The sequence below is a fragment of the Novosphingobium sp. NDB2Meth1 genome, assembly GCF_900117425.1.
Lineage (GTDB): Bacteria > Pseudomonadota > Alphaproteobacteria > Sphingomonadales > Sphingomonadaceae > Novosphingobium.
In genome coordinates, this window is sequence record NZ_FPEH01000019.1 from 96,415 (window position 1) to 116,562 (window position 20,148).

General features: G+C 63.9%; 22 protein-coding genes. 16 read left to right on the forward strand and 6 right to left on the reverse strand.

The window, feature by feature from the left end; genetic code table 11:
* Positions 1 to 12 precede the first annotated feature (12 nt).
* Positions 13 to 1,167 carry an LLM class flavin-dependent oxidoreductase gene (locus NDB2M1_RS15165; RefSeq protein WP_072383641.1) on the reverse strand — a complete coding sequence of 385 codons (1,155 nt, stop codon included), beginning with the start codon at positions 1,165 to 1,167 and terminating at the stop codon, positions 13 to 15.
* A gap of 164 nt (positions 1,168 to 1,331) precedes the next feature.
* Here NDB2M1_RS15165 and NDB2M1_RS15170 point away from each other — a divergent pair, with 164 nt between their 5' ends.
* Positions 1,332 to 1,700, forward strand: a complete 369-nt coding sequence (locus tag NDB2M1_RS15170) for a VOC family protein (RefSeq protein WP_072383643.1) — start codon at positions 1,332 to 1,334, stop codon at positions 1,698 to 1,700.
* A 99-nt stretch (positions 1,701 to 1,799) separates the two neighbouring features.
* On the opposite strand, the gene NDB2M1_RS15175 is transcribed toward NDB2M1_RS15170, so the two are convergent.
* Complete coding sequence (locus tag NDB2M1_RS15175; protein WP_253185899.1) at positions 1,800 to 4,154, reverse strand: TonB-dependent receptor; 2,355 nt, start codon at positions 4,152 to 4,154, stop codon at positions 1,800 to 1,802.
* Positions 4,155 to 4,347: 193 nt separating this feature from the next.
* Positions 4,348 to 5,472 (reverse strand): LLM class flavin-dependent oxidoreductase, encoded by a 1,125-nt coding sequence (locus tag NDB2M1_RS15180; RefSeq protein WP_072383646.1) that lies wholly within the window; start codon positions 5,470 to 5,472, stop codon positions 4,348 to 4,350.
* 178 nt (positions 5,473 to 5,650) lie between these two features.
* On the opposite strand from NDB2M1_RS15180, the gene NDB2M1_RS23330 reads away from it, so the two are divergent.
* Positions 5,651 to 6,316 carry a TetR/AcrR family transcriptional regulator gene (locus NDB2M1_RS23330; RefSeq protein ID WP_072383648.1) on the forward strand — a complete coding sequence of 222 codons (666 nt, stop codon included), beginning with the start codon at positions 5,651 to 5,653 and terminating at the stop codon, positions 6,314 to 6,316.
* Here NDB2M1_RS23330 and NDB2M1_RS15190 read toward each other — a convergent pair.
* Entirely contained in the window at positions 6,313 to 6,735 is a 423-nt protein-coding gene (locus tag NDB2M1_RS15190; protein ID WP_072383649.1) for a nuclear transport factor 2 family protein, read from the reverse strand. The two genes, NDB2M1_RS23330 and NDB2M1_RS15190, sit on opposite strands and share 4 nt — an antisense overlap.
* A 175-nt stretch (positions 6,736 to 6,910) precedes the next feature.
* Here NDB2M1_RS15190 and NDB2M1_RS15195 point away from each other — a divergent pair, with 175 nt between their 5' ends.
* Entirely contained in the window at positions 6,911 to 7,657 is a 747-nt protein-coding gene (locus tag NDB2M1_RS15195) for an SDR family NAD(P)-dependent oxidoreductase (RefSeq protein WP_072383651.1), read from the forward strand.
* A gap of 810 nt (positions 7,658 to 8,467) precedes the next feature.
* Here NDB2M1_RS15195 and NDB2M1_RS15200 read toward each other — a convergent pair.
* On the reverse strand, positions 8,468 to 8,710 hold the full coding sequence (locus NDB2M1_RS15200) for a helix-turn-helix transcriptional regulator (RefSeq protein ID WP_072383653.1): 243 nt from the start codon (positions 8,708 to 8,710) through the stop codon (positions 8,468 to 8,470).
* 40 nt (positions 8,711 to 8,750) lie between these two features.
* On the reverse strand, positions 8,751 to 9,284 hold the full coding sequence (locus NDB2M1_RS15205; protein ID WP_253185900.1) for a helix-turn-helix domain-containing protein: 534 nt from the start codon (positions 9,282 to 9,284) through the stop codon (positions 8,751 to 8,753).
* 267 nt (positions 9,285 to 9,551) lie between these two features.
* Here NDB2M1_RS15205 and NDB2M1_RS15210 point away from each other — a divergent pair, with 267 nt between their 5' ends.
* From NDB2M1_RS15210 to traU, 13 genes are read left to right on the forward strand one after another with little or no spacing between them, the layout of a single operon-like run.
* Positions 9,552 to 9,884: a TrbC/VirB2 family protein gene (locus tag NDB2M1_RS15210; RefSeq protein WP_072383740.1), complete on the forward strand. Its 333-nt coding sequence runs from the start codon at positions 9,552 to 9,554 to the stop codon at positions 9,882 to 9,884.
* A 36-nt stretch (positions 9,885 to 9,920) separates the two neighbouring features.
* Complete coding sequence (gene traL / locus NDB2M1_RS15215; protein ID WP_072383655.1) at positions 9,921 to 10,208, forward strand: type IV conjugative transfer system protein TraL; 288 nt, start codon at positions 9,921 to 9,923, stop codon at positions 10,206 to 10,208.
* A 12-nt stretch (positions 10,209 to 10,220) separates the two neighbouring features.
* Entirely contained in the window at positions 10,221 to 10,814 is a 594-nt protein-coding gene (locus NDB2M1_RS15220) for a type IV conjugative transfer system protein TraE (RefSeq protein ID WP_072383657.1), read from the forward strand.
* Positions 10,814 to 11,569 carry a type-F conjugative transfer system secretin TraK gene (locus NDB2M1_RS15225; RefSeq protein ID WP_072383659.1) on the forward strand — a complete coding sequence of 252 codons (756 nt, stop codon included), beginning with the start codon at positions 10,814 to 10,816 and terminating at the stop codon, positions 11,567 to 11,569. The genes NDB2M1_RS15220 and NDB2M1_RS15225 overlap by 1 nt, the downstream gene beginning before the upstream one ends.
* Positions 11,562 to 12,902 carry a TraB/TrbI/VirB10 family type IV secretion system protein gene (locus NDB2M1_RS15230; protein ID WP_253185901.1) on the forward strand — a complete coding sequence of 447 codons (1,341 nt, stop codon included), beginning with the start codon at positions 11,562 to 11,564 and terminating at the stop codon, positions 12,900 to 12,902. Before NDB2M1_RS15225 ends, NDB2M1_RS15230 begins: the two co-directional genes overlap by 8 nt.
* Positions 12,899 to 13,780 carry a DsbC family protein gene (locus NDB2M1_RS15235; RefSeq protein ID WP_072383660.1) on the forward strand — a complete coding sequence of 294 codons (882 nt, stop codon included), beginning with the start codon at positions 12,899 to 12,901 and terminating at the stop codon, positions 13,778 to 13,780. Before NDB2M1_RS15230 ends, NDB2M1_RS15235 begins: the two co-directional genes overlap by 4 nt.
* A gap of 5 nt (positions 13,781 to 13,785) precedes the next feature.
* The gene (locus NDB2M1_RS15240; protein ID WP_072383662.1) at positions 13,786 to 14,532 is read left to right on the forward strand and encodes a hypothetical protein; all 747 of its coding nucleotides are present in this window, start codon (positions 13,786 to 13,788) and stop codon (positions 14,530 to 14,532) included.
* Entirely contained in the window at positions 14,529 to 17,075 is a 2,547-nt protein-coding gene (gene traC / locus NDB2M1_RS15245) for a type IV secretion system protein TraC (protein WP_072383665.1), read from the forward strand. The genes NDB2M1_RS15240 and traC overlap by 4 nt, the downstream gene beginning before the upstream one ends.
* A gap of 41 nt (positions 17,076 to 17,116) precedes the next feature.
* On the forward strand, positions 17,117 to 17,542 hold the full coding sequence (locus NDB2M1_RS15250; protein ID WP_072383667.1) for a hypothetical protein: 426 nt from the start codon (positions 17,117 to 17,119) through the stop codon (positions 17,540 to 17,542).
* The gene (locus NDB2M1_RS15255; RefSeq protein ID WP_083554892.1) at positions 17,539 to 17,946 is read left to right on the forward strand and encodes a type-F conjugative transfer system protein TrbI; all 408 of its coding nucleotides are present in this window, start codon (positions 17,539 to 17,541) and stop codon (positions 17,944 to 17,946) included. Before NDB2M1_RS15250 ends, NDB2M1_RS15255 begins: the two co-directional genes overlap by 4 nt.
* A complete protein-coding gene (locus NDB2M1_RS15260) occupies positions 17,933 to 18,460 on the forward strand; it encodes a S26 family signal peptidase (protein WP_253185902.1) in 528 nt (175 codons plus the stop codon). Before NDB2M1_RS15255 ends, NDB2M1_RS15260 begins: the two co-directional genes overlap by 14 nt.
* A gap of 2 nt (positions 18,461 to 18,462) precedes the next feature.
* Positions 18,463 to 19,113 (forward strand): type-F conjugative transfer system protein TraW, encoded by a 651-nt coding sequence (gene traW, locus NDB2M1_RS15265; protein WP_083554901.1) that lies wholly within the window; start codon positions 18,463 to 18,465, stop codon positions 19,111 to 19,113.
* Positions 19,110 to 20,141 (forward strand): conjugal transfer pilus assembly protein TraU, encoded by a 1,032-nt coding sequence (traU, locus tag NDB2M1_RS15270; RefSeq protein ID WP_072383669.1) that lies wholly within the window; start codon positions 19,110 to 19,112, stop codon positions 20,139 to 20,141. The genes traW and traU overlap by 4 nt, the downstream gene beginning before the upstream one ends.
* The last annotated feature ends 7 nt before the right edge of the window (positions 20,142 to 20,148 follow it).

Consider the following 20,148-nt stretch of genomic DNA (forward strand, 5'->3'; position numbering starts at 1 on the left):
AAACTTTATGCCTCAGACGAAGACACCCTCTTCGTTCTTGGTCGAAAAGCGCGGCGCCACCTTGCTGATGAACCTTTCGAGCTCTTCCTGGTTTTCCTCGGGCTCGAGGTGGCCCTGGCCGAACATCAGGAAGAGTTCATCGAAGCCCAGCCGGTCGTGGGCCTCGCCGATGCGGTCGGCGATTTCGTCGGCCGAGCCGATCAGGACGTTCGGCGGGCGCTGGCCCATCGGGATGAACCATTCATCCCAGAACCACATGTGCTCCTCCATGAGCTTGGCCGCACGGTCCTTGTCGTCGGTCAGCATGAGGAAGCCGCCCCAGGCCGAGGCCTGGGTATTGGTCACCTCGCGGCCAACCTTGGCGGCCGAGGCGATGTAACGGTTGTTGAGAGACTCGCAGAAATCGAGGTTGTCCGAAAGGACGATCAGCTTGCCGCCTTCTTCGGCCCAGAAATCGATTGTGCGGCCCGATGCGGCAAAGCCCCCGTAGATCGGTGGATGCGGTTCCTGGAAGCATTTGGGGGCGATGCCGATCTGGCGGACAATGCCATCAGCATCCTGGCCCTTGCCATACTTGGCGTAAGCCGGATGACCGGCAGAACCGCCGTTCGGCGGGAACTCCCAGTTTTCGCCCTTATGGCTGAACACGTCGCTGGTCCATGCCTTCTTGATGACGCGAACGCCTTCTTCGAACAAGGAGCGATTGCGTGCATCCTGTTGATCTCGCGCCTTTACATTGTCCGGCGTGGTTGCGCTGATACCTTCCTTGGCGGCATAGCTATCCACCCAGCGGGCATGGTAGCCGCGGGTGAAGCCGCAATACATGCGGCCCTGCAGCATGTGATCGAGCGTGGCGATTTCCTCGGCAACGCGCACCGGATTGTGGGTGGTCATGGTGTAGCCCATGATCCCGGCTTTGAGCCGCTTGCTGTTCTGTCCGACGAACAGGCTGAACATCCCCGGATGGTTGTTCGCCTCGAAACCCTCGATCTGCAGGTGATGCTCGGGCTGGCAGTAGCCATAGTAGCCAAGGTCATCGGCAAGGCGGACGTAGCCGCGAATCTCTTCAAGAAAGCGCTGGTACAGATCATTGCGCTGCCCGGCCATTCCGGCCTCGATCTCGTGACGCCGCCCCACCACACCAGTCTGCATCAAGTGGAATTTCATCGCCTCGATCCCTGTCCATCTTTATCAACACAACCGTTGATAGGGGGTAGAATCAGAGCTTGTCAATGGCGATCAGGTCTCCCCGAGGCTCCAAATCAACCTTTTCGTTGATTGCATGCCCTCGTGCCTTGCCTCGATGAAATCGCGCGCGCAAACAGCCGCTTATGGAAATCGCCGGAATCGATCATGTCGTCGTCAGGGTGGCCGATCTCGATCGCTCCATCCGGTTCTACTGCGAAGTTCTCGGCTGCAAGCTGGATTGGCGGCGTGACGATATCGGGCTCGCCCATCTGCGCGTGGGCAGCGCGTTCATCGACCTGCTCGCAGGCGAGGCAATATCGTCCGACGCCGTCCACAACATGGATCATCTCTGCCTCACTGTTGCCAGCTTCGATGCAGCCGAAGTGCGGCGCCATCTGGAAGCTCACGGCGTGGCTGTCGGCCCGGTAGCCGAACGGTACGGCGCATCCGGCTGGGGCCAGTCGCTTTATCTCAGCGATCCCGATGGCAACGGGCTGGAACTGAGAGGCTAAGACAGAAAATGCCGCGACGACGTCGCGGCATTTCCAGATCTGGTAGTGAGGCGGAAGAGCCATGAGGGACGACTCCTCCGCCCGTGGCGGTGCATCCGGTCAGAACTTGACCGAAAGCTCCGCACCAAAGGTACGCGGCTCGCCCGGGTAGGCTGTGTTCACGCCGTTGGAAGCGCCGAGCGCGTAACCCGACACGTAGTAGGTATTCTTGGTCAAGTTGCGCACATAGAACGCTGCCGAGACCCGGCTTTCCATGATCTCCTTCCAGTTCAGCCGCATGGCGAGCGTGGAATACCCGTCCAGCTGCGTGCCCGGAGTGGAGGTGCCGTTTGTGTTCGAGAAGAAGAAGCTCGACTGCTTGTAGAAATCGGTCCGCAGGCTGACCCGGCCGATCTTCTCGGGCACCGGGAACTTGATTTCCGCATTGACCGAGCCGGCCCACTTCGGCGCATCCGGATAGGAATCGACCTGGAGGCTGCCGACGAACGGGATCGGCACAGTCCGCTGGGTATACTTGGCATCGGTGTAGGCCAAGTTGAAGCCGACATCGAGCCATGAAGTAAGCCCGAAGAAGCCGTCGACTTCGACGCCTTGAGTCTCGGCCTTGGGCACGTTGACCGTAAAGCCGGCCGGCGCACCGCCGACAATCGCGTAGAGCGCGCGCTGGGCGTCCTTCACGATGACCTTGTAGGCGGCAACATTGAACTGCACCGGCACCGAGGAAATGCGACCGTTGAACTTGTAGCCCAGTTCGAAATCGTGAACCTTCTCGTTCTTGAACAGGTTCGCCGCCTTGCCGGTCAGCGGATCGGTGAACGGAGCCACCGTACCGTTGAGGTTACCCGCACGGAAGCTGCCGCGCTGGTTGAAGTAGATCATGTTGTTGGAGTCGATCTGGTACTGCAGGCTAGCCGTCCAGGCCGGTGCGGAAAGCTTGGTGCTCTGGTCTGCCGCCGGCGAGTTCGGATCGACTCCGAAGACGTTGCCTTCCGCCTGACGAATGCCGACGGTTTCCCAGGTATAGCGCCCGCCGAGCGTTGCGGTGAGCTTGTCCGTCAGCTGGTAGCTGAGCTGGGCAAAGATCGCCTTCGATGTCTGGCGGTTGCGGTATGCGTAGGAGATGTCGGCAATGCCGCCGGGGACGACATCGGCACCGATGTTGATCGGAATGATCTCGTAGCGCTTCTGGTTCGAATAGAAGGCGCCCACGGTATAGTTGAGCTTGCCGTCCACGGCCGTACCCTGCAGCTGCAGTTCGTCGCTGTAGGTTTCGGATTCGAACGTCTGTCCACCTGGCACGCCGGTGGCATTGATGCCAGCGAGCTTGAACAGCCACAGCGAGCCGAACGGACCGCCACCGAGATTGCCAGCAGTGCGCGAATTGCCCTTCATGTAGCTGAAGATGTTCTTGATCTTGGCGTGATCGCCAACCTCGACCTCGGTCGTGTTGGACACGAAGGTGTTGTTCGCGCGGTGCGGCAGATCATACTGCAGGAAGATCTTGTAGGGGTTTGCGCGCGAGAACTTGGTGTAGCCCTCGACGGCCCCCGGAAAGAAGCCCGGCCCTGCCGGCCCATCGTTGGCACCATAGATGGCGGCGAGCGTGTTGGACAGCGGCGTACCGGTGGTGTTGGGAATTTTGTTTGTGCCGTCGCTGATGAACTGTGACGTGGGATCACCCGGGATCGCGAGCCGCGAATAATAGTTGAAGATGCCGCCGACGCCTTCAGTGCCGCGCACACGGTCATGCTGCACGATCGTGACGTTCTTGATCGTTTCGGTCGGCGTGAACAGGATCGTCAGGCGACCTGAACGGCTGTTCTTGTCGCCCAGCGTATTGTTGGTGTTGATGTTGGTGATATAGCCATTGCCACGGGTGATATCGCCCGCAATGCGGATGGCCAGCTTGTCCTTGATGATCGGCAGGTCGACTGCGGCCTGGATCTGCCCGAACTCGCGCGATGCACCGCGCGCGATCACATAGCCGGCGAATTCATTGCCCGGCATCGGCGTCGTATAGAGCACTGCGCCGCCTGTGGCATTGCGGCCAAACAGCGTCCCCTGCGGCCCTTTCAGCACCTGGATCGAGGCCAGATCGAAGAAGGCGGTCGCGGTGTTGCCGGGGTTGTAAGGCGCTTCGTTGAGGTAGGGCAGCACGGCAGGGCTCGTACCCGAGAACGGGTCGAGCGACTGTCCGCGCATGCTGTAGCTCAGCTGGTTCGAGTTCTGCCCGTTCTTGACCTGAAGACCGGGAACCAGCGTACCGATATCCTGCTCGCTCGCGATGTTCCGGGTTTGAAGGGCTTCGGCATTGTAGGCAACGACCGAGACGGGAACCTTGGACAGTTTCTCCTCGCGGCGCTGTGCGGTCACGACGATGTCCTCGGTGCCAGTCGCGTCGACAGCTTGCGGCTGCGCGGTTTGCGCTTGGGCAGGAACCGAAAAACCGGCCACGATCAACGCGACTGCACTTACGCCCTCCCGCAGGAAAGCCGCACCAAACCTGCGACCTTCACTGGCGCCGCTGTTTTCAAATACCATTACCCTTCTCCCACTTTTGTTATTTACTCATCTCACTGCATCCGAAAGAATTTTGACCCTCGTTTCCATGACTGCGCGAAGACGGTTTGTTCCGCTTGCGGCTCGATCAGGCCGCAACCAGCGCTTCGCCCGGAACGCGAACCCGCGGCGCGACTTCCTTTGAAAGCAGCTCGAGCGAGGTGAACCAGGCCGACGGATCGTCGTAGTAGTCATGCGCTTCGACCTGCAGCGTGCCCCAGCCGCCGGTCTGCTCGAACAGGTGGCTCAGCTTTTCGACGATCGTATCGGGTGAACCGACGACGAAGACATGATCGGTCAGGAACTCGAGATCGATGTCGAGCGAGTCCACGCCGAAATCGCGGGCAAAGCCATCCATCATGCCGAAGCGGCGCCAGATCGGGATCAGATAGCGATTGAAGCAGTAGCCGATCGGCCCTTCCATCACGAGGCGCTTGGCCTCGGCATCGGTTTCTGCACAGAACACCGTCTGAGAGACAGCGTGGCGCTGGCGCTGGGGTGTGAAACCGGCCTTGATGTTGGCTTCGGAATAGATTTCCCAGTGGCGCTTGAGTGCATCGAGGCCGGAGTAAATCGAAACCGGCTTGAAGTTGCGCTCGCCGGCAAGCTTCATCGACGGGGAATTAGCGCTGAAGCCGGTCACCGCGAACTCGGGGAACCCGCCGCCGTAGGGGGCGTAGTTGGCAAGGAGGTGCTGTTCGTCTTCCTCGGTTTCTGCCGGTTCTTCTTCGGGGAAGCCCGCGCTCCAGTACTTGCCCTCGTAGAAGAACGGTTCGCGCTTCCAGATCTTCTCCATGATGAAGAGCGATTCCCGCACCATGTCGTTGAGGTGCGTCGTCTCCGCATTCTTGATGCCATGGATGTAGGATGCCAGCGGATAGGCACCCGCGCCGATGCCCATGAAATAGCGGCCTTCCAGGATCTGCGAGAGCCAGCCGACCATCATCGCCAGCTTAGCCGGATGTTGGTGGGGAAGAATGTGCGCCATCGGGGCAAACTTGATGGTCTCGGTCTGCAGAGCGGCGGCCGCCATGATCAGTTCAGGGTTGGGAATGTTTTCCCAGATCTGCGAGGCATGCTCGGAGATCATCATCGAGGTGAAGCCGATCTTGTCGCAGTGAACCGCGCTGTCGACGCCCCACTGGAAGGTCTGCCGGGCCGTACGACCGGGACGCATGTAGGGGTGAAAGATCAGGCCAGTTTCCATTGTCATTGCAACTCTCCCTTCGGCCCTTGATTAAGCCATATGGCTTAAATGCTCTTCGCCCGCATCCGCGTCAACCCCATTCAACACATCCGTTGACCAAAATCAACACCCTCGTTGATTGAACTTGAATGGCAACCCAAGCACCGGGCTTGACGCGTTCGCCCAGCTATCCCAATTGGCGCACATGACCCGAGCGGCCCCGAAATCTGTTGTTCCTGTCGGAAATGCGTCGCCGCAGGGCGCAAAAGTAGCGCTCATCCTTGCCGCGGAGGTCCTCATAGCCCGCAACGGGATAGAGGGTGCTTCCCTGCGCGAGATCGCGGCCCAGGCTGGGCAGCGCAACCATCACGCGGTGCAATATCACTTCGGATCGCGCGAATCGCTCGTCCAGGCCGTGTTCGACTATCGGATGGATCAGATGGAGCCGACCCGCGGCGCCATGCTGGATGCCGCAGAAGCGGCCGGTGCCCTTTCGGACCTGCGCACAATCGCCGATATCATCTACCGGCCGCAGATCGAACTCATCGACGAATTCGGCGATTACTCCTACGCCGGTTTCCTCAGTGCCTATCTGCTTCGTTATCAGGGCAAGCGGTTTGGCCAATTCGGCGAACGGGTCGCACCCAATCTCGCACGCACGCTGGGTCTGCTCCGCGCCTGCCTCGGAGATCTGCCAGAAGCCATGGCGCAGCGGCGGTTGGTGACAGCGAGCTTCATGTTCCTCAATATTCTCGTCATTCACACGCGCGATGACAGCAACAATGGCGAACGTTTCGAGGACGCGGTGAGCGACACGCTGGGCCAGATCGTCGCCGCGCTGTCCGCGCCGGCGCCGGTGTCTGCCAGCTAACTGCCAAAGAACGTATCCTTGGCGTGCTGCGTGTCCATGTACTCGCGCACTTCGAAAACCTTGCCGCCGCTCACCGTCACCAGAAAATGATACTGAGGAGTGTAGGTCCGCCCGTCCGCGAGCTCTGCAAACCCCGTCGCTTCGACCGCCACCCGGTCTCCCTCGCCGATCATCGAAACCGGCGTAATAGTCAGGCAGCCCGACTTGTAGATGGCCTTGGCGCCCTCGACCAAAGGCCCGAAGCTTGCCTTGTCATAGCGGCCCGACATGCCCTCCAGCCGCCCGGAAACCCACCAGCTGCCGCCATCGGCCATCGCATCAAGCAGCGCCGGCACATCGCCGCTCGAGAAAATCTCGAAGAACCGAGCGACGATAGCCTTGTTCTCAGCCGCAGCGCCGCTGGTGATGTCGTCTGCCATTACCTTGTCTCCCGATGCAGCATGGCGCCGCAGCAGCACAATTCTAGCGCGTCCCTTGCCTGCTTGTAAACGCTAGTGTTGACTAGACTGCAGCGGTCCAGCATGAGTGCTGACGACGAGGCAGGGCACATTGCCGACTGTGCCGCGCACAGCTGACAAGACCGGAGAGACTGCAATGGGTAAACTGGATGGCCGCACCGCAATCATCACGGGCGCATCGCGCGGCATGGGCTCCTCACATGCCCGGCGCTTTGTGGCTGAGGGTGCGAAAGTCGTGCTCACCGATCTTCGTTCCGACACCGGCAACGAACTAGCACAGGAACTGGGGCCGAACGCGGTATTCATCGAGCATGACGTGACCAATGCATCCGACTGGGCGCGGGTTGTCGCTGCAGCAGAGGACTTCTTTGGTCCGATCAACATTCTCGTCAACAACGCGGGAATCCTGGGTGCCATGGCCAAGACCGCGGACATCACCGAGGCGGATTACCGCAAGGTCTGCGAAGTGAACCAGCACTCGGTCTACCTCGGTATGCACGCGGTCATCCCCTCGATGCTCAAGGGTGGTCGCGGATCGATCGTGAACATTTCTTCGATCGCGGGCCTTGTTGCCAACTACGGCTTTCCCAGTCTCGCGTACGTCGCCAGCAAGTTCGCCGTGCGTGGAATGACCAAGGCCGCCGCCATCGAATATGGCCCCGAAAACATCAGAGTGAACTCGGTCCATCCCGGCTTCATCATGACCCCGATGATGGTAGAGGCGACCGATGAAGGCGGTGGCGAAGCGCTTCTGCAAATTCCCCTCCGCCGCATTGCAGAACCGGAAGAAGTCTCGAACCTTGTACTGTTCCTGGCCTGCGATGAATCCAGCTACATTACCGGCGCAGAGCACGTGATCGATGCCGGGATGACCGCTCAGTGAACGAGCTCATCAAGAAGCCCGATCTTAAAAACTAGGCGAGATTACCAATGCTGCTGAGTGCACCTCGACGTTTAGGGCGGACGCCTCCGCACAGCTCAAGTGGTGCAACCATTCAAAGCGAGGTTAAACGCATTGCCTCTAAAGGCAATATTAAGGCTGCTTGAGAGACGCCATGGCGCCGTTCGATGGAGACGTCTTAGAGGCTCTGAAGGGTCAGTGACATGACATCAAAGCAGCTCAGATCCTCGTTCCAGTGAGTATCGGTTCGAGCGCTCTGCGGTCGGTCGCAGTGACCGCTGCGGGCGGTTGGAAGAGCCGGCCCGAAAGAGCCAGCTAATCACACACTATACAGCATTAGAGATCATTTTCTGCGGCATGACGGCAGCAGCGGATTTGCCACTGCCGACGGTCTTTAAAACGACGGGCCTGAAAAGAGAACTTACTCGCAGGAGTGGTTGGTATCTCCGCTTGGGACGAGCATTCACATATTCAGTACACTGAAGAGCGCGCGACCGTATGCTGTCCGCACTGAAATCCATGGGTGATGGGAAATCGCCAGTCTGAACCTAAAACCCCGATGGTTGTCCGGCTATGTATGCCGGTGATTTCCATGACCTCCCAGCGAGTAAACATTTCATGGACAGTCTTTTTCGCCTGATGTGATGTATTTGTTCATGGCTCTGGCTACCTCCAAGCAGACGAAAAACAGCTGATTCGAGCAAAGCCTGGAACACCTTGGCTTCCGAGCGTCAGTCGGTCAGTGCAGACCACCACGCGCAACGACCGACTGCGTTTACAACTAAGTGACTGCTATTGCATCTCGACTGCCGCGATCCATGCATCAACCTCCGCCTCGACCCAGACCACACAGCGCGGCCCGAGCGAGCGCCCTTTCGGGAAACGGCCCTCAGCCATGCGCTGATAGATCGACGAGCGCTTCAGCCCTACTCGGGCGATGACCTCCGGCAGGCGGATCAGGCGCGCTGGCGCAGCGGGCAGCGCCGCCGCCTCATGAGCAGGTTTGGCAACGCGGTCTGCAACAACATGTGACATGGTCATGGTTTCCTTGTTTGGTCATACCACCCCGATCCCCTCACCGGCCGAGCACGAGAGAAATGTCGCGCTCGGTAAACTCGTCGATATGTTTGGCCAGCAGCCGCGCCACTAGGCGCGAGGTGCCGATGGCCCAGCGCGGGCGCAGATCGGCGATGCGGGGGCCCAGCGTTTCGTTCATGGTCACAGGGAGCGCGGCGAGAAACTGATCAAGGAACGCGCCTGCATCTTCGCCAAGCCATTCGATGGCCAGATCCTCGTGCCCCAGGATAGCAAGCAGAAGGGCGCCGTTTGAGGCAAGACCACACGCATCGAGCACGCGCGCGGCTTCCTCGATCGTCACGGCTTTCTCGCCGCGGAGCACGCGCAGGAAGGTGTCCTTGTTCATCGCCGCCACCCGGGCGACCTCGCGCCGCGACTTGCCCGACCGGTCGACGGCAGCGGTCAGGAGCCGCGCCAGTCTGGCGTTGATCCCTATGGTCATTGCGTTGCAGGTCATGTCCACAATCGGTCCCAGATGGTTCGACTCGGACATGTAGCGCGAGTCCGCTTCTCTAGGAACAGAAAAGAACATATTTAGAACATATCGGTTATCCTAGAATGAACCGATTCGGGGCACTGTCTCGCAAAACGGCCTGCTCTGGCGCGGATTTCCGGCGCTCCTTGCCCGATTTTCCGCCTCACTCGGCCAACTGAGCAGCATGGCGATCACGGTCATCGTCCAGATTTGTCCGAGAACGCTTCCTCGATCAGCCTTCCCTTTTCCTAGACCCATTTCTCTGGCCAAGACGGTGGGGCAGCGGCGTTGACCGCTGCGCCCACCCCGCTCGGAGAACGCTCCATGACCTTGCTTGCCCTCGCCTCGTCGCGCCTGTCCAAGGCGCATATCGCCAAGTCCGCTGCCCTCATCGTTCCGGCCCTCGCGCTCACGCTCGTCGCCGGCACGGCCTACGCCGGCACCGACGCCACCTTCACCACTGCACTGACGAAGTTCACGAACTTCCTGCAGGGCTCGGGCGGTAAGATCATCACCGTCCTCAGCCTCGCCGCTGGCCTTATCAGCCTCGCCTCGGGCCGTTTCACGCTCGGCCAGATCGCCGTGCCGGTCGGCGTCGGCGTGGGTGTCGGCACGGGCGTTCCGATCGTCACCTCGGTGATCACTGCCGTCATCTGATCACCGCTTTGTGACGCCTTGGGAGGGCACGTTACCATGACAGACCGCCATGCGATCCCCCGCCATCTCGACGATCCCGAGCTGATCGGCTTCTGGACCATTGACGAGTTTGCCGGGATCATCGTCCCCTTCACCTGGGGGATCCTCGCGCAGCATATCCTGATCGGCATCGGGCTTGCAGTCGGAGCCTGGTTCGCTCTGCGAAAAGCCAAGGCCGGGCGCTCCGCCTCCTGGGTTCGCCATGCCGCTTACTGGTATCTGCCGCCGGGACTGACTGGTCTCAAGGCAACGCCGCCCTCCCATTGCCGCGTGCTGGCAGGCTGAGGAGCGCATCCCATGCTCACCGATGTCGCCCACGAGCGCACGCAGAAGCTGCTGCGCCAGCGCAATATCTTCGCGATGACCAGTGCAGCGCTCACAGTCCTCTTCGCAGGCGCTGCCAGCCTGGTTGCCACCCGCGAGCGCGAAGTCATGCTGGTCCCGACCACCCGTACGCCGCTCGTGATTTCGAGCGCGGGGGTTTCTGCCGAGTACCTCGAGTTCGTGACCCGCGATGTCGCTCTCGTCCTGCTCAACCGCAGCCCCGAGGGGCTCGACTACTGGATGGGGCAGATCCTCGCGCTCGCCGATCCGGCCCAGCGCGGCCGGCTCAAGGCCGAGCTCTTGCGCATCGTCGAGGAGCAGCGCGGGTCCGAAGTCACCCAGGCTTTCGTGATCAGCAAGCTCGAAGTCGATCCTCGCGCGCTGACCTCGGAGGTCAGCGGCACGCTCAAGACGTTCGTGGGCGAGCAGGTGATTTCGAGCGAGGAGCGCCGCTTCCGTTTCGACTGGACCTACCGCGGCCTGCGCCTCGCGCTGTCCGGTTTCGCGGTGGTTCCACCGCCCCATCCGGCTGATGCCCCCAGCCCATCTTCAACGGAGTCCCACTGATGCGCGGATCTCTCCCCGCGAGGCCAAGACGCCTCTCCCTGTTCACAGCGCTTGCCGCAACTAGCCTGTCCTCGCCGGCCACGGCCGACCAGTTCAAGCAGACCGCCGATGGCGGTACGATTGCCTGCGAGGTCTCGGCGCACGAGCTGACCCGGTTCGCTCTGGTCGGCGACGCCTTTGCCAGCGTCTCGAAGATCGGGACCGGCACGCCCTACAACGACTTTGCCGTCTCGAACGAGCCGGTTCGCGGGGACATTTATGTGTCGGTGCCCGAGGTCTATGCGGGTTCGCGGATCAGCTTCTTCGCCACGACCAAGAAGGGCTACGTCTACAAGTTTGCCTGCCCGATCCGCCCGATCGAAGCGCAGCAGGTTTTCGTGACCAACCCGGCGATCGCCAGGGACGATGCGAGCAGCTGGGAGAAGGCGACACCGATCGAGACGAGCGCCGTGCGCCTCGTCCAGGCCATGGCCGCCGAGACGCAAGTGCCGGGTTTCGCGGTGCGGCAGTCGAGCAGCCTTCCCGCCCGCGCCGGCCAGATCGAGGTCCAATTGATCGCCGAGTACCGCGGCGCGAGCCTTACCGGCAAAGTCGTGCGCCTCGCCAACCGGGGCAATACGCCCGCCACGCTCGCCACCCGCGATCTCGCGCCGCTCGGCACGATTGCGGTCGCCATCGCCAGCCCGGTGCTCGCGCCGGGCGCTTCCACCACCGCCTGGATCGTCGGGCCGAACGGAGACAACGGCCATGACTGAGAACATGCGCGATGAGCAGCCGCCGGTCCGCCAGAAAGCGAAAGACGAGGCCGGCACCGCCGAACTTCTGTCAACGCTGAACGCCAGCACCCGGCGGCGCCAGAACCTGCTGCTTGGCGGTGTCGCCGCAGTGCTCCTCGCCGGTGCGGCGTGGTTTCTTCTCGGAACCGACGGCACCGGCAAGGCCGACACCGACAAGACCAGCGTCGACACCTCCGGGCTCGTCAACCGCGACCTCTCCGAGCGCGAGTTCGTCACCATGTTCGGCAACCGGCTCGATGCCGTGGCCCGCGCGCAAAAGGAGCTGAAAGACGCCGCCGTCCCGCGCAGCGAAGTCGACGAGCAGATGGCGGCGCTCAAGGCCGAGAACGAGGCCATGCGCACCAATGGCCAGGCCGCGATCGATGCGGTGTCCGCAGAGAATGCGCAGCTGAAGAGCCAGTTGGCCAGTCCGCAGGTTCCTGCCGCTGTGCCGCCGGTCCCGGCCTACGGCCCCCGCGGTGGCAGTTACGATGCACGGGGGCTTCCCGCTCCAGGCAGCAATGCCGACGGTCTGGGCGGCGCGCCGGCCGAAAGCCCCGCCGCGCCCAGCGCCGAAGTCAAGCTGATGAGCTTCACCGGCGACAAGGGCAGTGCGGGCCTCAAGGTTGCGCGCGCCGAGACGCCGCCGCTCGTGGTCGAGGACTCGCCCGAATATCTGCCACCCAACTCCTATGCGCCGGCGCGCGTGATCGTCGGGGTCGATGCCTCGGCAGGCGTTGCGAGCCAGACCGATCCGCTCCCGGTTGTCCTGCGCATCACCGGCCCTGCCCGCTCGGTCCTGCAGAACGGCAAAGTCCTGACGACGCGGATCGAAGGCTGCGTGGTCAACGGCGCAGCGCGCGGCGATCTCTCCTCGGAGAAAGTCTACGTGAAGCTCGCCCGCATGACATGCGACCAGCCTGGTGGGCGCGTCGCGGTGAGCGAGGTCAAAGGCTTCATCAGCTTTGCTGGCAAGTCCGGCGTGCGCGGCCGCGTTGTCAGCCGCGAGGGCAACCTCGTCACGCAGGCGCTGCTTGCCGGAATCATCGGCGGGTTCGGGCGCGGGTTCTCGGCCAACGCCAACAGCGTGTTCGCGAACCAGCGCACCACCGCGAACGGCACCCCGGCCAAGCTCTCCGCTGGCGACATTTTCGGCGGCGGGCTCGGGCAAGGCGCAGGCGAGGCGGCCGACACGGTCAGCAAATACCTGATCGAACGCGCCGAACAGTACCAGCCCGTCGTCGAGATGCCGACCGGCATCGATGTCGAGATCGTGTTTCTCGACGGCGTCTTCGTGAGGAACAGCCAATGACCCCGATCCCATCACCGCGCCCCCGTCCGTTTACCCGGGGGGCAGGCCTTGCCAGCCTCATCGCGCTCTCGGCTGCGACCGGATGGGCTGCGGCCTACATGGCCTCGCCGGCCCATGCCGCAGCCGACACCGCCAAAGTACGCGCCGCGCTCCAACTGCGCCTGCCCAAAACGCCGATCGATGCGATCGACTGCAAGGGCCTCGGCGGTCTGTGCGAGGTCGCCTCGAAGACAACGCTGTTCTATGTCGACGCGCAGGCCAAGTACCTTGTGATCGGCCGGGTCTACGACATGGAAGCGCGCCAGGATCTGACTGCGGCGCGGCTGCTCCAGCTCAATCCCGATCTGCTCGCCGCAGGCGCCGCACACCGCGACGATGCGGACGATCAAACACCTGGCCGATCGCGAGCGACACCCGCGCCGCAGAAGGTCACGCTTGCGGGCCTTCCCGAGAACGGCGCGATCCGCTGGGGTCCGGTAGATGGTCCCAAAGTCGTGGTCTTCTCCGACTTCCACTGCGGCTACTGCAGGAAGCTCTCGGGCGAGCTCAAAGCCATCGGCGCGCGCGTCGAGGAGCGGCCGATTTCGATCTTCGGCCCCGAATCCCGCAAGGACGCAGAGCGCGTGCTCTGCTCGCCCTTCCCCGAGACCTCGCTCCATGCCGCTTACTCTGGGACAGCGCTCGCCAATCCCAGGCCCTGCGACACGCGCGGGCTGGACGCCAACGAGGCTTTTGCCAAGGCGCATGGCTTCTCCGGAACGCCTGTGATCGTGCGGCCCTCCGATGGCGCGGTGCTCGAAGGCTACCGCCCGGCCGCCGCGCTGCGCGCCTTCCTGACAGCGTCCACTTCGCAACCTCCTGCATCGAACAAAAGGTGAATCTGATGTCGCACCACCGGCGCCTCGCCGCCGCCCTCACCCCGCTTTGCCTGTCGCTCGCCGGCTGCGTCGGCCTCGGCACCAACGTCAAAGGCCAGTTCTCCTGCCGCGCACCGAGCGGGACCTGCGCGCCCTCGCGCACGATCGACGAGCGCGCGACGAAGGAGATTGCCTCGCCCGATCCGGACAGCGGCTTCAGCGCGGCGCGCCAGCGCGCTGGGATCGCGACGCCAGTGGGCAGCGACGATCGCGCCCGCACGGCGGAACGCCGCCTGCGCGTCGTCTTCCCCGCGCATGTCGACGAGAGCGGGATACTGCACGACGAGGCAGTCGCCTGGACCGTGATCGAGGCACCGCACTGGGCCGCTGAGCTTGGGGCCAACAGCCAGCCCTCGACCGCACCGCTCGCTCGCCAGATCGGCCGGCAACTCAAGGCAGCGCAGGCTGCCGCCAAGTCTGCCCCCGATGCTGAGGCCGCTCCCGTCACTGCGGATATCGGCATCGCAACGAACCCCAACGACACACCACCCTTCGAGCTTGCCTCGCCTTCGGCCCTCCCCTCCACGGTAGGCGAGGCAATACCCGGCGTCCCCCCGCCGGTGGCCGAGGGGTCCGACATGCCCGCCACCCCGCATGATCGGACCTCTCGGCCTTCCTTCGATCGGCCGCACTACCCCTCGGCCGCCGCGATCGACGCCGCGCACCGCGCTGCCGCAGCCAAGACCGCCTCGCCCAAGGAGCTGCACCCGTGAGCCTCTCTTTTCGCACACTTCGTGACGCCATGCTCGGCGGTCTCACCGGAGATGCCGAGCAGACCGAAGCCGCCCGCCCCCGCCTTATGCTCGACATGCTCTCGGACTGGCTGCCCTACCGCGTCTGGGATCCGCGTCACCGGCTCTATCTCAATGCCCGCTCAAAGGGCTTCGTGCTGGGCGTCACGCCGCTGATCGGGGCCGACGAGCGCACCGCCGAGATCCTCGGGGCGTTCTTTTCCGAAGGGCTGCCGGGCGGTGCCTGCCTGCAGATCCTCCACCTCGCCTCGCCGCGCATCAGCCGGATCGTCGGCCCATGGTTTGCGCCGCGCTACCTCCAGGGCGGGATCTACGAAGCCATCGCCCGGCACCGCGCCCGCCAGCTCTACAAGATGGTCTGGCGCTCAGGCTCGGACGAAGCGCCCTTCCACGCCCGGCACCATCAGGTCTTCGTTTCGGTCGGTGTGCCCGAGCACAAGTCTGTCTCTGCGCAGGAACTGGTCCAGGTCCGCGAAGGGCTCGTCGCCATGCTGAAGTCGCTCGGCCTCGGTGTGATCGAAGTGGAGCCCGAGGGTCTGATCGCGCTCATCGACGACCTCACCTCGCCGACCACCGCGCCGCAGGAAGACGCCGTTCCCTACAATCCCGAGGACCCGATTGCAGCGCAGGCCATCCGCCGCGATATCGAGCTGGTGGTGCGCGAGGACCGGCTGCTGCTCGCCACCGAGCGCTTTCGCCCGACCGGCGAGATGGCGGACGGCTCGCCTGTGATCGGCGAAGTCTATCCCGACCGCTTCGACCTCCGCCACTTTGCCGTGCGCGCCTATCCGCCGCGCTGGGCACCGCACGAATGCGCGCGGCTGATCGGCGATCTCTTCACCGACAAGCTGCGCTTTCCCTGTCCGGCCGCCACCATGCTCTGTCTGGTCTACCCCGATCAGGAAGCGGCAGCGGCGCGCGCTGGCTACAAGTTCATGCGCACGACCAGCCTGGCCGATACCCGCAGCGCGCGGTTCCTGCCGCGCATCGGTGAGCAATCGGCAGAATGGGCGCGTGTCCAGGCCGAGCTGCAGGAAGGCCGCCGTCTCGTACGCGTCTTCTACGGGGTCACGACCTATTCGCCGCTTGGGCTTGGCGACACCCACGAACGCGCGGTCAAGTCGATCTACAAGGCCGCTGGCTGGGATCTTGCCGACGAGCGCTATCTCCAGATCCAGGGCCTGCTCGCCGCCATGCCGCTCACCCTCGCCGATGGGCTTGCCACCGACATGGAGCGGCTGCGCCGTTTCCGGACGCTGCTCTCGACCACCGCCGCCAATATTGCACCGGTCCAGGGCGAGTATCTCGGCGGGCTGGTCCCGCACCTCCTATTTGTCGGGCGGCGCGGCCAGCCCTTCTACTGGTCCCCCTTCGAAAACGGCGCGGGCAACCACAATGTCGCGATCTGCGGCAAGTCGGGCTCGGGCAAGTCGGTGCTGCTCCAGGAGATGTGCGCGGCGTTACGCGGTGCGGGCGCGCAAGTTGTCGTGATCGACGATGGCCGCAGCTTCGAACATTCCGCGCGGCTCCAGGGCGGGCGCTTCGTCGAGTTCACGCTCGCCTCGGGCTTCTGCCTCAATCCCTTCTCGATGATCGATGCCGCCCGCGCCGCCGAAGACGAGGACTACCGCCTCGACTGCTTCGGCATGGTCAAGGCGATCATCGGGCAGATGGCGCGGCATAGCGCGGCGCTCAGCGATACCGAGCGCGGGCTCATCGACCGCGCGGTCAACGAGGTCTGGACCGCGCAGGGCTCCGCCGCCACCGTGACACAGGTCGGCGCCGCGCTTGAAGGGCTCGACCACCCGCTGGCCCGCGATCTTGCGACGGCGCTCGCGCCCTACATGGCGGGCGGGACCTACGGCGCTTTCTTCGAGGGTGCGGCGACGCTCGATCTCTCGAGCGACTTCACGGTGTTCGAGATGTCGGACCTGGCCGCACGCGAAGACCTCAGAAGCGTGGTCCTGAGCGCCATCATGTTCATGACCAGCCAGGCGATGACGCGCAGCCCGCGCTCGGTGCGCAAGCTGCTTCTGATCGACGAGGCCTGGGCGCTGCTCAAGGGCGGGTCGATGGGTGCGTTCGTCGAGACCTATGCCCGAACCTGCCGCAAGTATGGCGGCGCGCTTGCGACCGCGACCCAGTCGCTCAACGACTACTACAAGTCGGACGGGGCGACCGCCGCGCTCGAGAACAGCGACTGGATGCTGATCCTTCAGCAAAAGCCCGAGACGATCGCGGATTTCCGCAATTCGAAGCGGCTCGACATGGACGACCGCACCGAGACACTGATCCGCAGCCTCAAGCGTGAGGGCTCGGCTTACTCCGAGGTCTTCATCAAGGGCCCCGAAGTCGAGGCGATCGGCCGGCTCGTGCTCGATCCCTACTCCGCGACACTGTTCTCGAGTTCGCCCCAGACCGTGGCCGATATCGATGCCGAGATCGCGCGCGGCCACCAGCTTGCCGACGCCATCGCGCGTATTGCCTTTCCGGACCAGCCCTAGGCCGGCCGCATCCCATCACTTCCCAACGCAAGGACACACCCATGCCTCTCTACCTCGTCACGCCCTTCGACCATCTCGCACCCCCGGTAGCCGCTGACATGGCGCCGCCTGGCCTTCCGGTTCCCGCAACTTCGGCGGGCGATAACCCGCCGCACGCGCGGCGGTACTTGGCCGACCTCTGGTACATCCTCGTCAAGGCCGGTGCCTTTCTCGGCGCGATCTATCTGATGGTGCTCGGGCTGCCTTTGCTCGCCTTCCTGATGCTGGCGGGCGGCGATCCCGAGCGGCTGTTCCTCCACCTCGACAACCTCGCCGCGCACTATCTCGCCGCTGACCACAACGCGCGCGCCGCGTTCGACCAGGGCACTGCGCTCGGGCTCTTCGGCCTCGCCACCCTGATTGCGATCTGGCGGCTGCCCTCCTTCCTCGATGCCGTGCAGGCAGGCCTTTCGGAGCGTGAAAAGTGAAGAACATTCTGGCAACATTATCGGCGCCATCCCTGTCCTGGCGCAGGACGCTCGGCACGGCAGCACTCGGGGTGAGCCTCACGTTCTCCACGCTCTGGGGTGTTTGGGCGACCCGCAGCCTGCTGGCGCTTGAGAAGCGCCAGGTCGTGACGGTCCAGCTCTCGCGGATCATGGGCGACTTTGTCGAAGCCGAGGCCCGCTCGGGCCGGCCGCCCGAACAGACCCGCGGCGAGGTCGAGGCCTATCTGAAGGCTGTGCAAGCCTCGGTCGAGCGGCTCGGCCGCGACGGCCGCACGGTGCTCGTCGCCGAAGCCGTCGTCGCTGGCGGTGTGCCCGACATGACCGACACGGTCCGCGCCGATGTCGCGCGGCGTATGGGGGACCTGGCCCGTGCTGCGCGCTGACTTGCTCCACCTCAAGAACGGGCACTGGCGCAACCTGCTGCTGACCGGCGGTGCCACCCTCGCACTCCTCGGTGCTGCCGGGCTGAGCGACTTTGCGCGCGCCCACGCCTTGCTCGTCAACGCCAGTCCCTCGCTTCCGTGCTGGGCAATCTGGCTGACGCGCGGGGCCGAGCCCGGCAAAGGCGACCTCGTGCTCTTCGTGCCCCCGCGCTCGGACCTGCTCCAGCGGCATTTCGGCAAGGAACCGGGCCTGTTCGGCAAGCGGGTTCTGGGCATGCCCGGTGAGCACGTGACGCGCGAGGGGCGCCAGTTCTTCGTGAATGGCGTGCCCGTCGCGCTCGCAAAGGCGACAACCCGAACCGGCGAGCCGCTCGCGCTTGGCCCCACCGGCACAATACCCAAGGGCTGCTACTTCGTCGGCACCGCGCACAAGGACGGTTTCGACAGCCGCTATGCCGCGATCGGGTGGATCTGCCGTCCGCGTATCCTCGGGACCGGGAGGGCAATCCTGTGACGGTGCGCCCCGTTTCCTCGCTCGTCCGGGCTCTGGCAATCACCCTGTGCGCAAGTGCAAGTCCAGCCAATGCTCGCGACTATGGCCAGCATGGCGCCGTCTGGGGCATTGCCGAGCCTGATCTCCTCGAACAGATCCACACCCGCCTGTTGCGCCTCGAAGCGAGCGGCGAGACCGCGCGCCTCAATGCCGCGCTCCAGCACCGCACCGAAGCCAAAGTCCAGCGGCCCGATCCGGTGCCAGGTCTCGCCGCCGCCTCGGTCTCGCGGACCTGGACGTTCGATCCGACGATCACCGTCAGCGCCGATATCCGGGACGCGCGCGGCGCGGTCATCATTGTCCGCGGCACCCGGGTCAATCCACTCGACACCGTTCCGCTGCGCAGCCCTCTCGTATTCCTCGATGGCGACGATCCGGCTGCGCTCGACTGGGCTGCCACTACTTTCGGCAAGCGCCGGCCCAAGGTGATCCTCGTCTCCGGTGCGCCGCTGGCGCTCATGAAAGCGCGGCAGATGCGCTTCTACTTCGACCAGGGGGGCACGCTGGTCCGGCATTTCGGCATCCGCGCGGTGCCTGCTGTCGTCGAGCAGAAGGGCCGCGTCCTTCAGATCACCGAACAGGCGCTCAAGCCAGCGCCAGCGAGGGCGTCATGAAGCAGCTACGCTCAATCCCTCGCAGGGCTCTGGCCGCCACTGCCGCGCTGGCGCTCACCACGACCGTCACGCAGTCGCCTGCTGCAGCCGCATCGGGCCCGGGGCGCTGCACCGGGCATTTCGTGAACCCGATCACCGACATCTGCTGGTCGTGCCTCTTCCCGATTTCGATCGGCGGACTCAAGATCTGGCCGTCGAGCCGGCCTGACACCAGCAATCCTGCGCTCCCGGTGTGTCTCTGCGGCCTGCGCCCCGGCATCGCCATGGGCTTCTGGGAACCGGTGCGGCTCGCCGATGTCAGCATGAAGCCCTGGTGTTTCGTCAATCTGGGCGGGCTCAAGCTCGATCCGGGCTTCGACATCGGCTTCAAGACCATGGCCGGCCCCTCCGCGGTGGGCGGCGCGACGCAGTATGCCTCGCAGTGGCATATCCACTGGTACGCCTACCCGCTGATCTACTGGATGGAACTGGCCGCCGATTTCCTCTGCCTCGAGCAAGGCTCGGTCGACATTCTCTACATCACCGAGCTCGATCCGCTGTGGCAAGACAGCGAGCTCACAGCGATCATCAACCCCGAGGCAGTGCTCTTCGCCAATCCGCTCGCGCTTGCTGCCTGCGCTGCCGATTGCGTTGCGGCCACCACCAAACTTCCCAGCGACGACCTGTTCTGGTGCGCAGGCTGCCAGGGCACGATGTACCCGCTGAACGGCAACGTCTCGGCGACGATCGGCCATGTCCAGGCCTCGCGCCTCGCGCTCGCGCGCTTTGCCTACAAGCTCCACCGCGAGCTCGTCGCCTGGGGCACGATGGGCAGCAAGGGTCTCTGCGGCAAATACCTCATGCCGGTCATGCGCAAGCAGCAGTATCGCTTGCAGGCGACCAACCCCAATCCCCAGACCAGCGGCCGCTATGCCTGCGCGCCGATCGGCGCCTCGACGACCTTCATGTCGGCAGGACAGGTCTATCCCGCGATCGGTGAGGACATGGGCTACCTCGTCTGGCGCAAACGCAATTGCTGCGCCCTATGAGCCGCCG

Coding starts and splice junctions, on each gene's coding strand:
- traL (WP_072383655.1), top strand. CDS start 9,921: ATGACAGACCGCCATGCGATCCCCCGCCATCTCGACGATCCCGAGCTG.
- NDB2M1_RS15235 (WP_072383660.1), top strand. CDS start 12,899: ATGACCCCGATCCCATCACCGCGCCCCCGTCCGTTTACCCGGGGGGCA.
- NDB2M1_RS15165 (WP_072383641.1), bottom strand. CDS start 1,167: ATGAAATTCCACTTGATGCAGACTGGTGTGGTGGGGCGGCGTCACGAG.
- NDB2M1_RS15230 (WP_253185901.1), top strand. CDS start 11,562: ATGACTGAGAACATGCGCGATGAGCAGCCGCCGGTCCGCCAGAAAGCG.
- NDB2M1_RS15240 (WP_072383662.1), top strand. CDS start 13,786: ATGTCGCACCACCGGCGCCTCGCCGCCGCCCTCACCCCGCTTTGCCTG.
- NDB2M1_RS15195 (WP_072383651.1), top strand. CDS start 6,911: ATGGGTAAACTGGATGGCCGCACCGCAATCATCACGGGCGCATCGCGC.
- NDB2M1_RS15170 (WP_072383643.1), top strand. CDS start 1,332: ATGGAAATCGCCGGAATCGATCATGTCGTCGTCAGGGTGGCCGATCTC.
- NDB2M1_RS15180 (WP_072383646.1), bottom strand. CDS start 5,472: ATGACAATGGAAACTGGCCTGATCTTTCACCCCTACATGCGTCCCGGT.
- NDB2M1_RS15190 (WP_072383649.1), bottom strand. CDS start 6,735: ATGGCAGACGACATCACCAGCGGCGCTGCGGCTGAGAACAAGGCTATC.
- NDB2M1_RS15250 (WP_072383667.1), top strand. CDS start 17,117: ATGCCTCTCTACCTCGTCACGCCCTTCGACCATCTCGCACCCCCGGTA.
- NDB2M1_RS23330 (WP_072383648.1), top strand. CDS start 5,651: ATGACCCGAGCGGCCCCGAAATCTGTTGTTCCTGTCGGAAATGCGTCG.
- NDB2M1_RS15200 (WP_072383653.1), bottom strand. CDS start 8,710: ATGTCACATGTTGTTGCAGACCGCGTTGCCAAACCTGCTCATGAGGCG.
- NDB2M1_RS15210 (WP_072383740.1), top strand. CDS start 9,552: ATGACCTTGCTTGCCCTCGCCTCGTCGCGCCTGTCCAAGGCGCATATC.
- traU (WP_072383669.1), top strand. CDS start 19,110: ATGAAGCAGCTACGCTCAATCCCTCGCAGGGCTCTGGCCGCCACTGCC.
- NDB2M1_RS15225 (WP_072383659.1), top strand. CDS start 10,814: ATGCGCGGATCTCTCCCCGCGAGGCCAAGACGCCTCTCCCTGTTCACA.
- NDB2M1_RS15205 (WP_253185900.1), bottom strand. CDS start 9,284: ATGTTCTTTTCTGTTCCTAGAGAAGCGGACTCGCGCTACATGTCCGAG.
- NDB2M1_RS15220 (WP_072383657.1), top strand. CDS start 10,221: ATGCTCACCGATGTCGCCCACGAGCGCACGCAGAAGCTGCTGCGCCAG.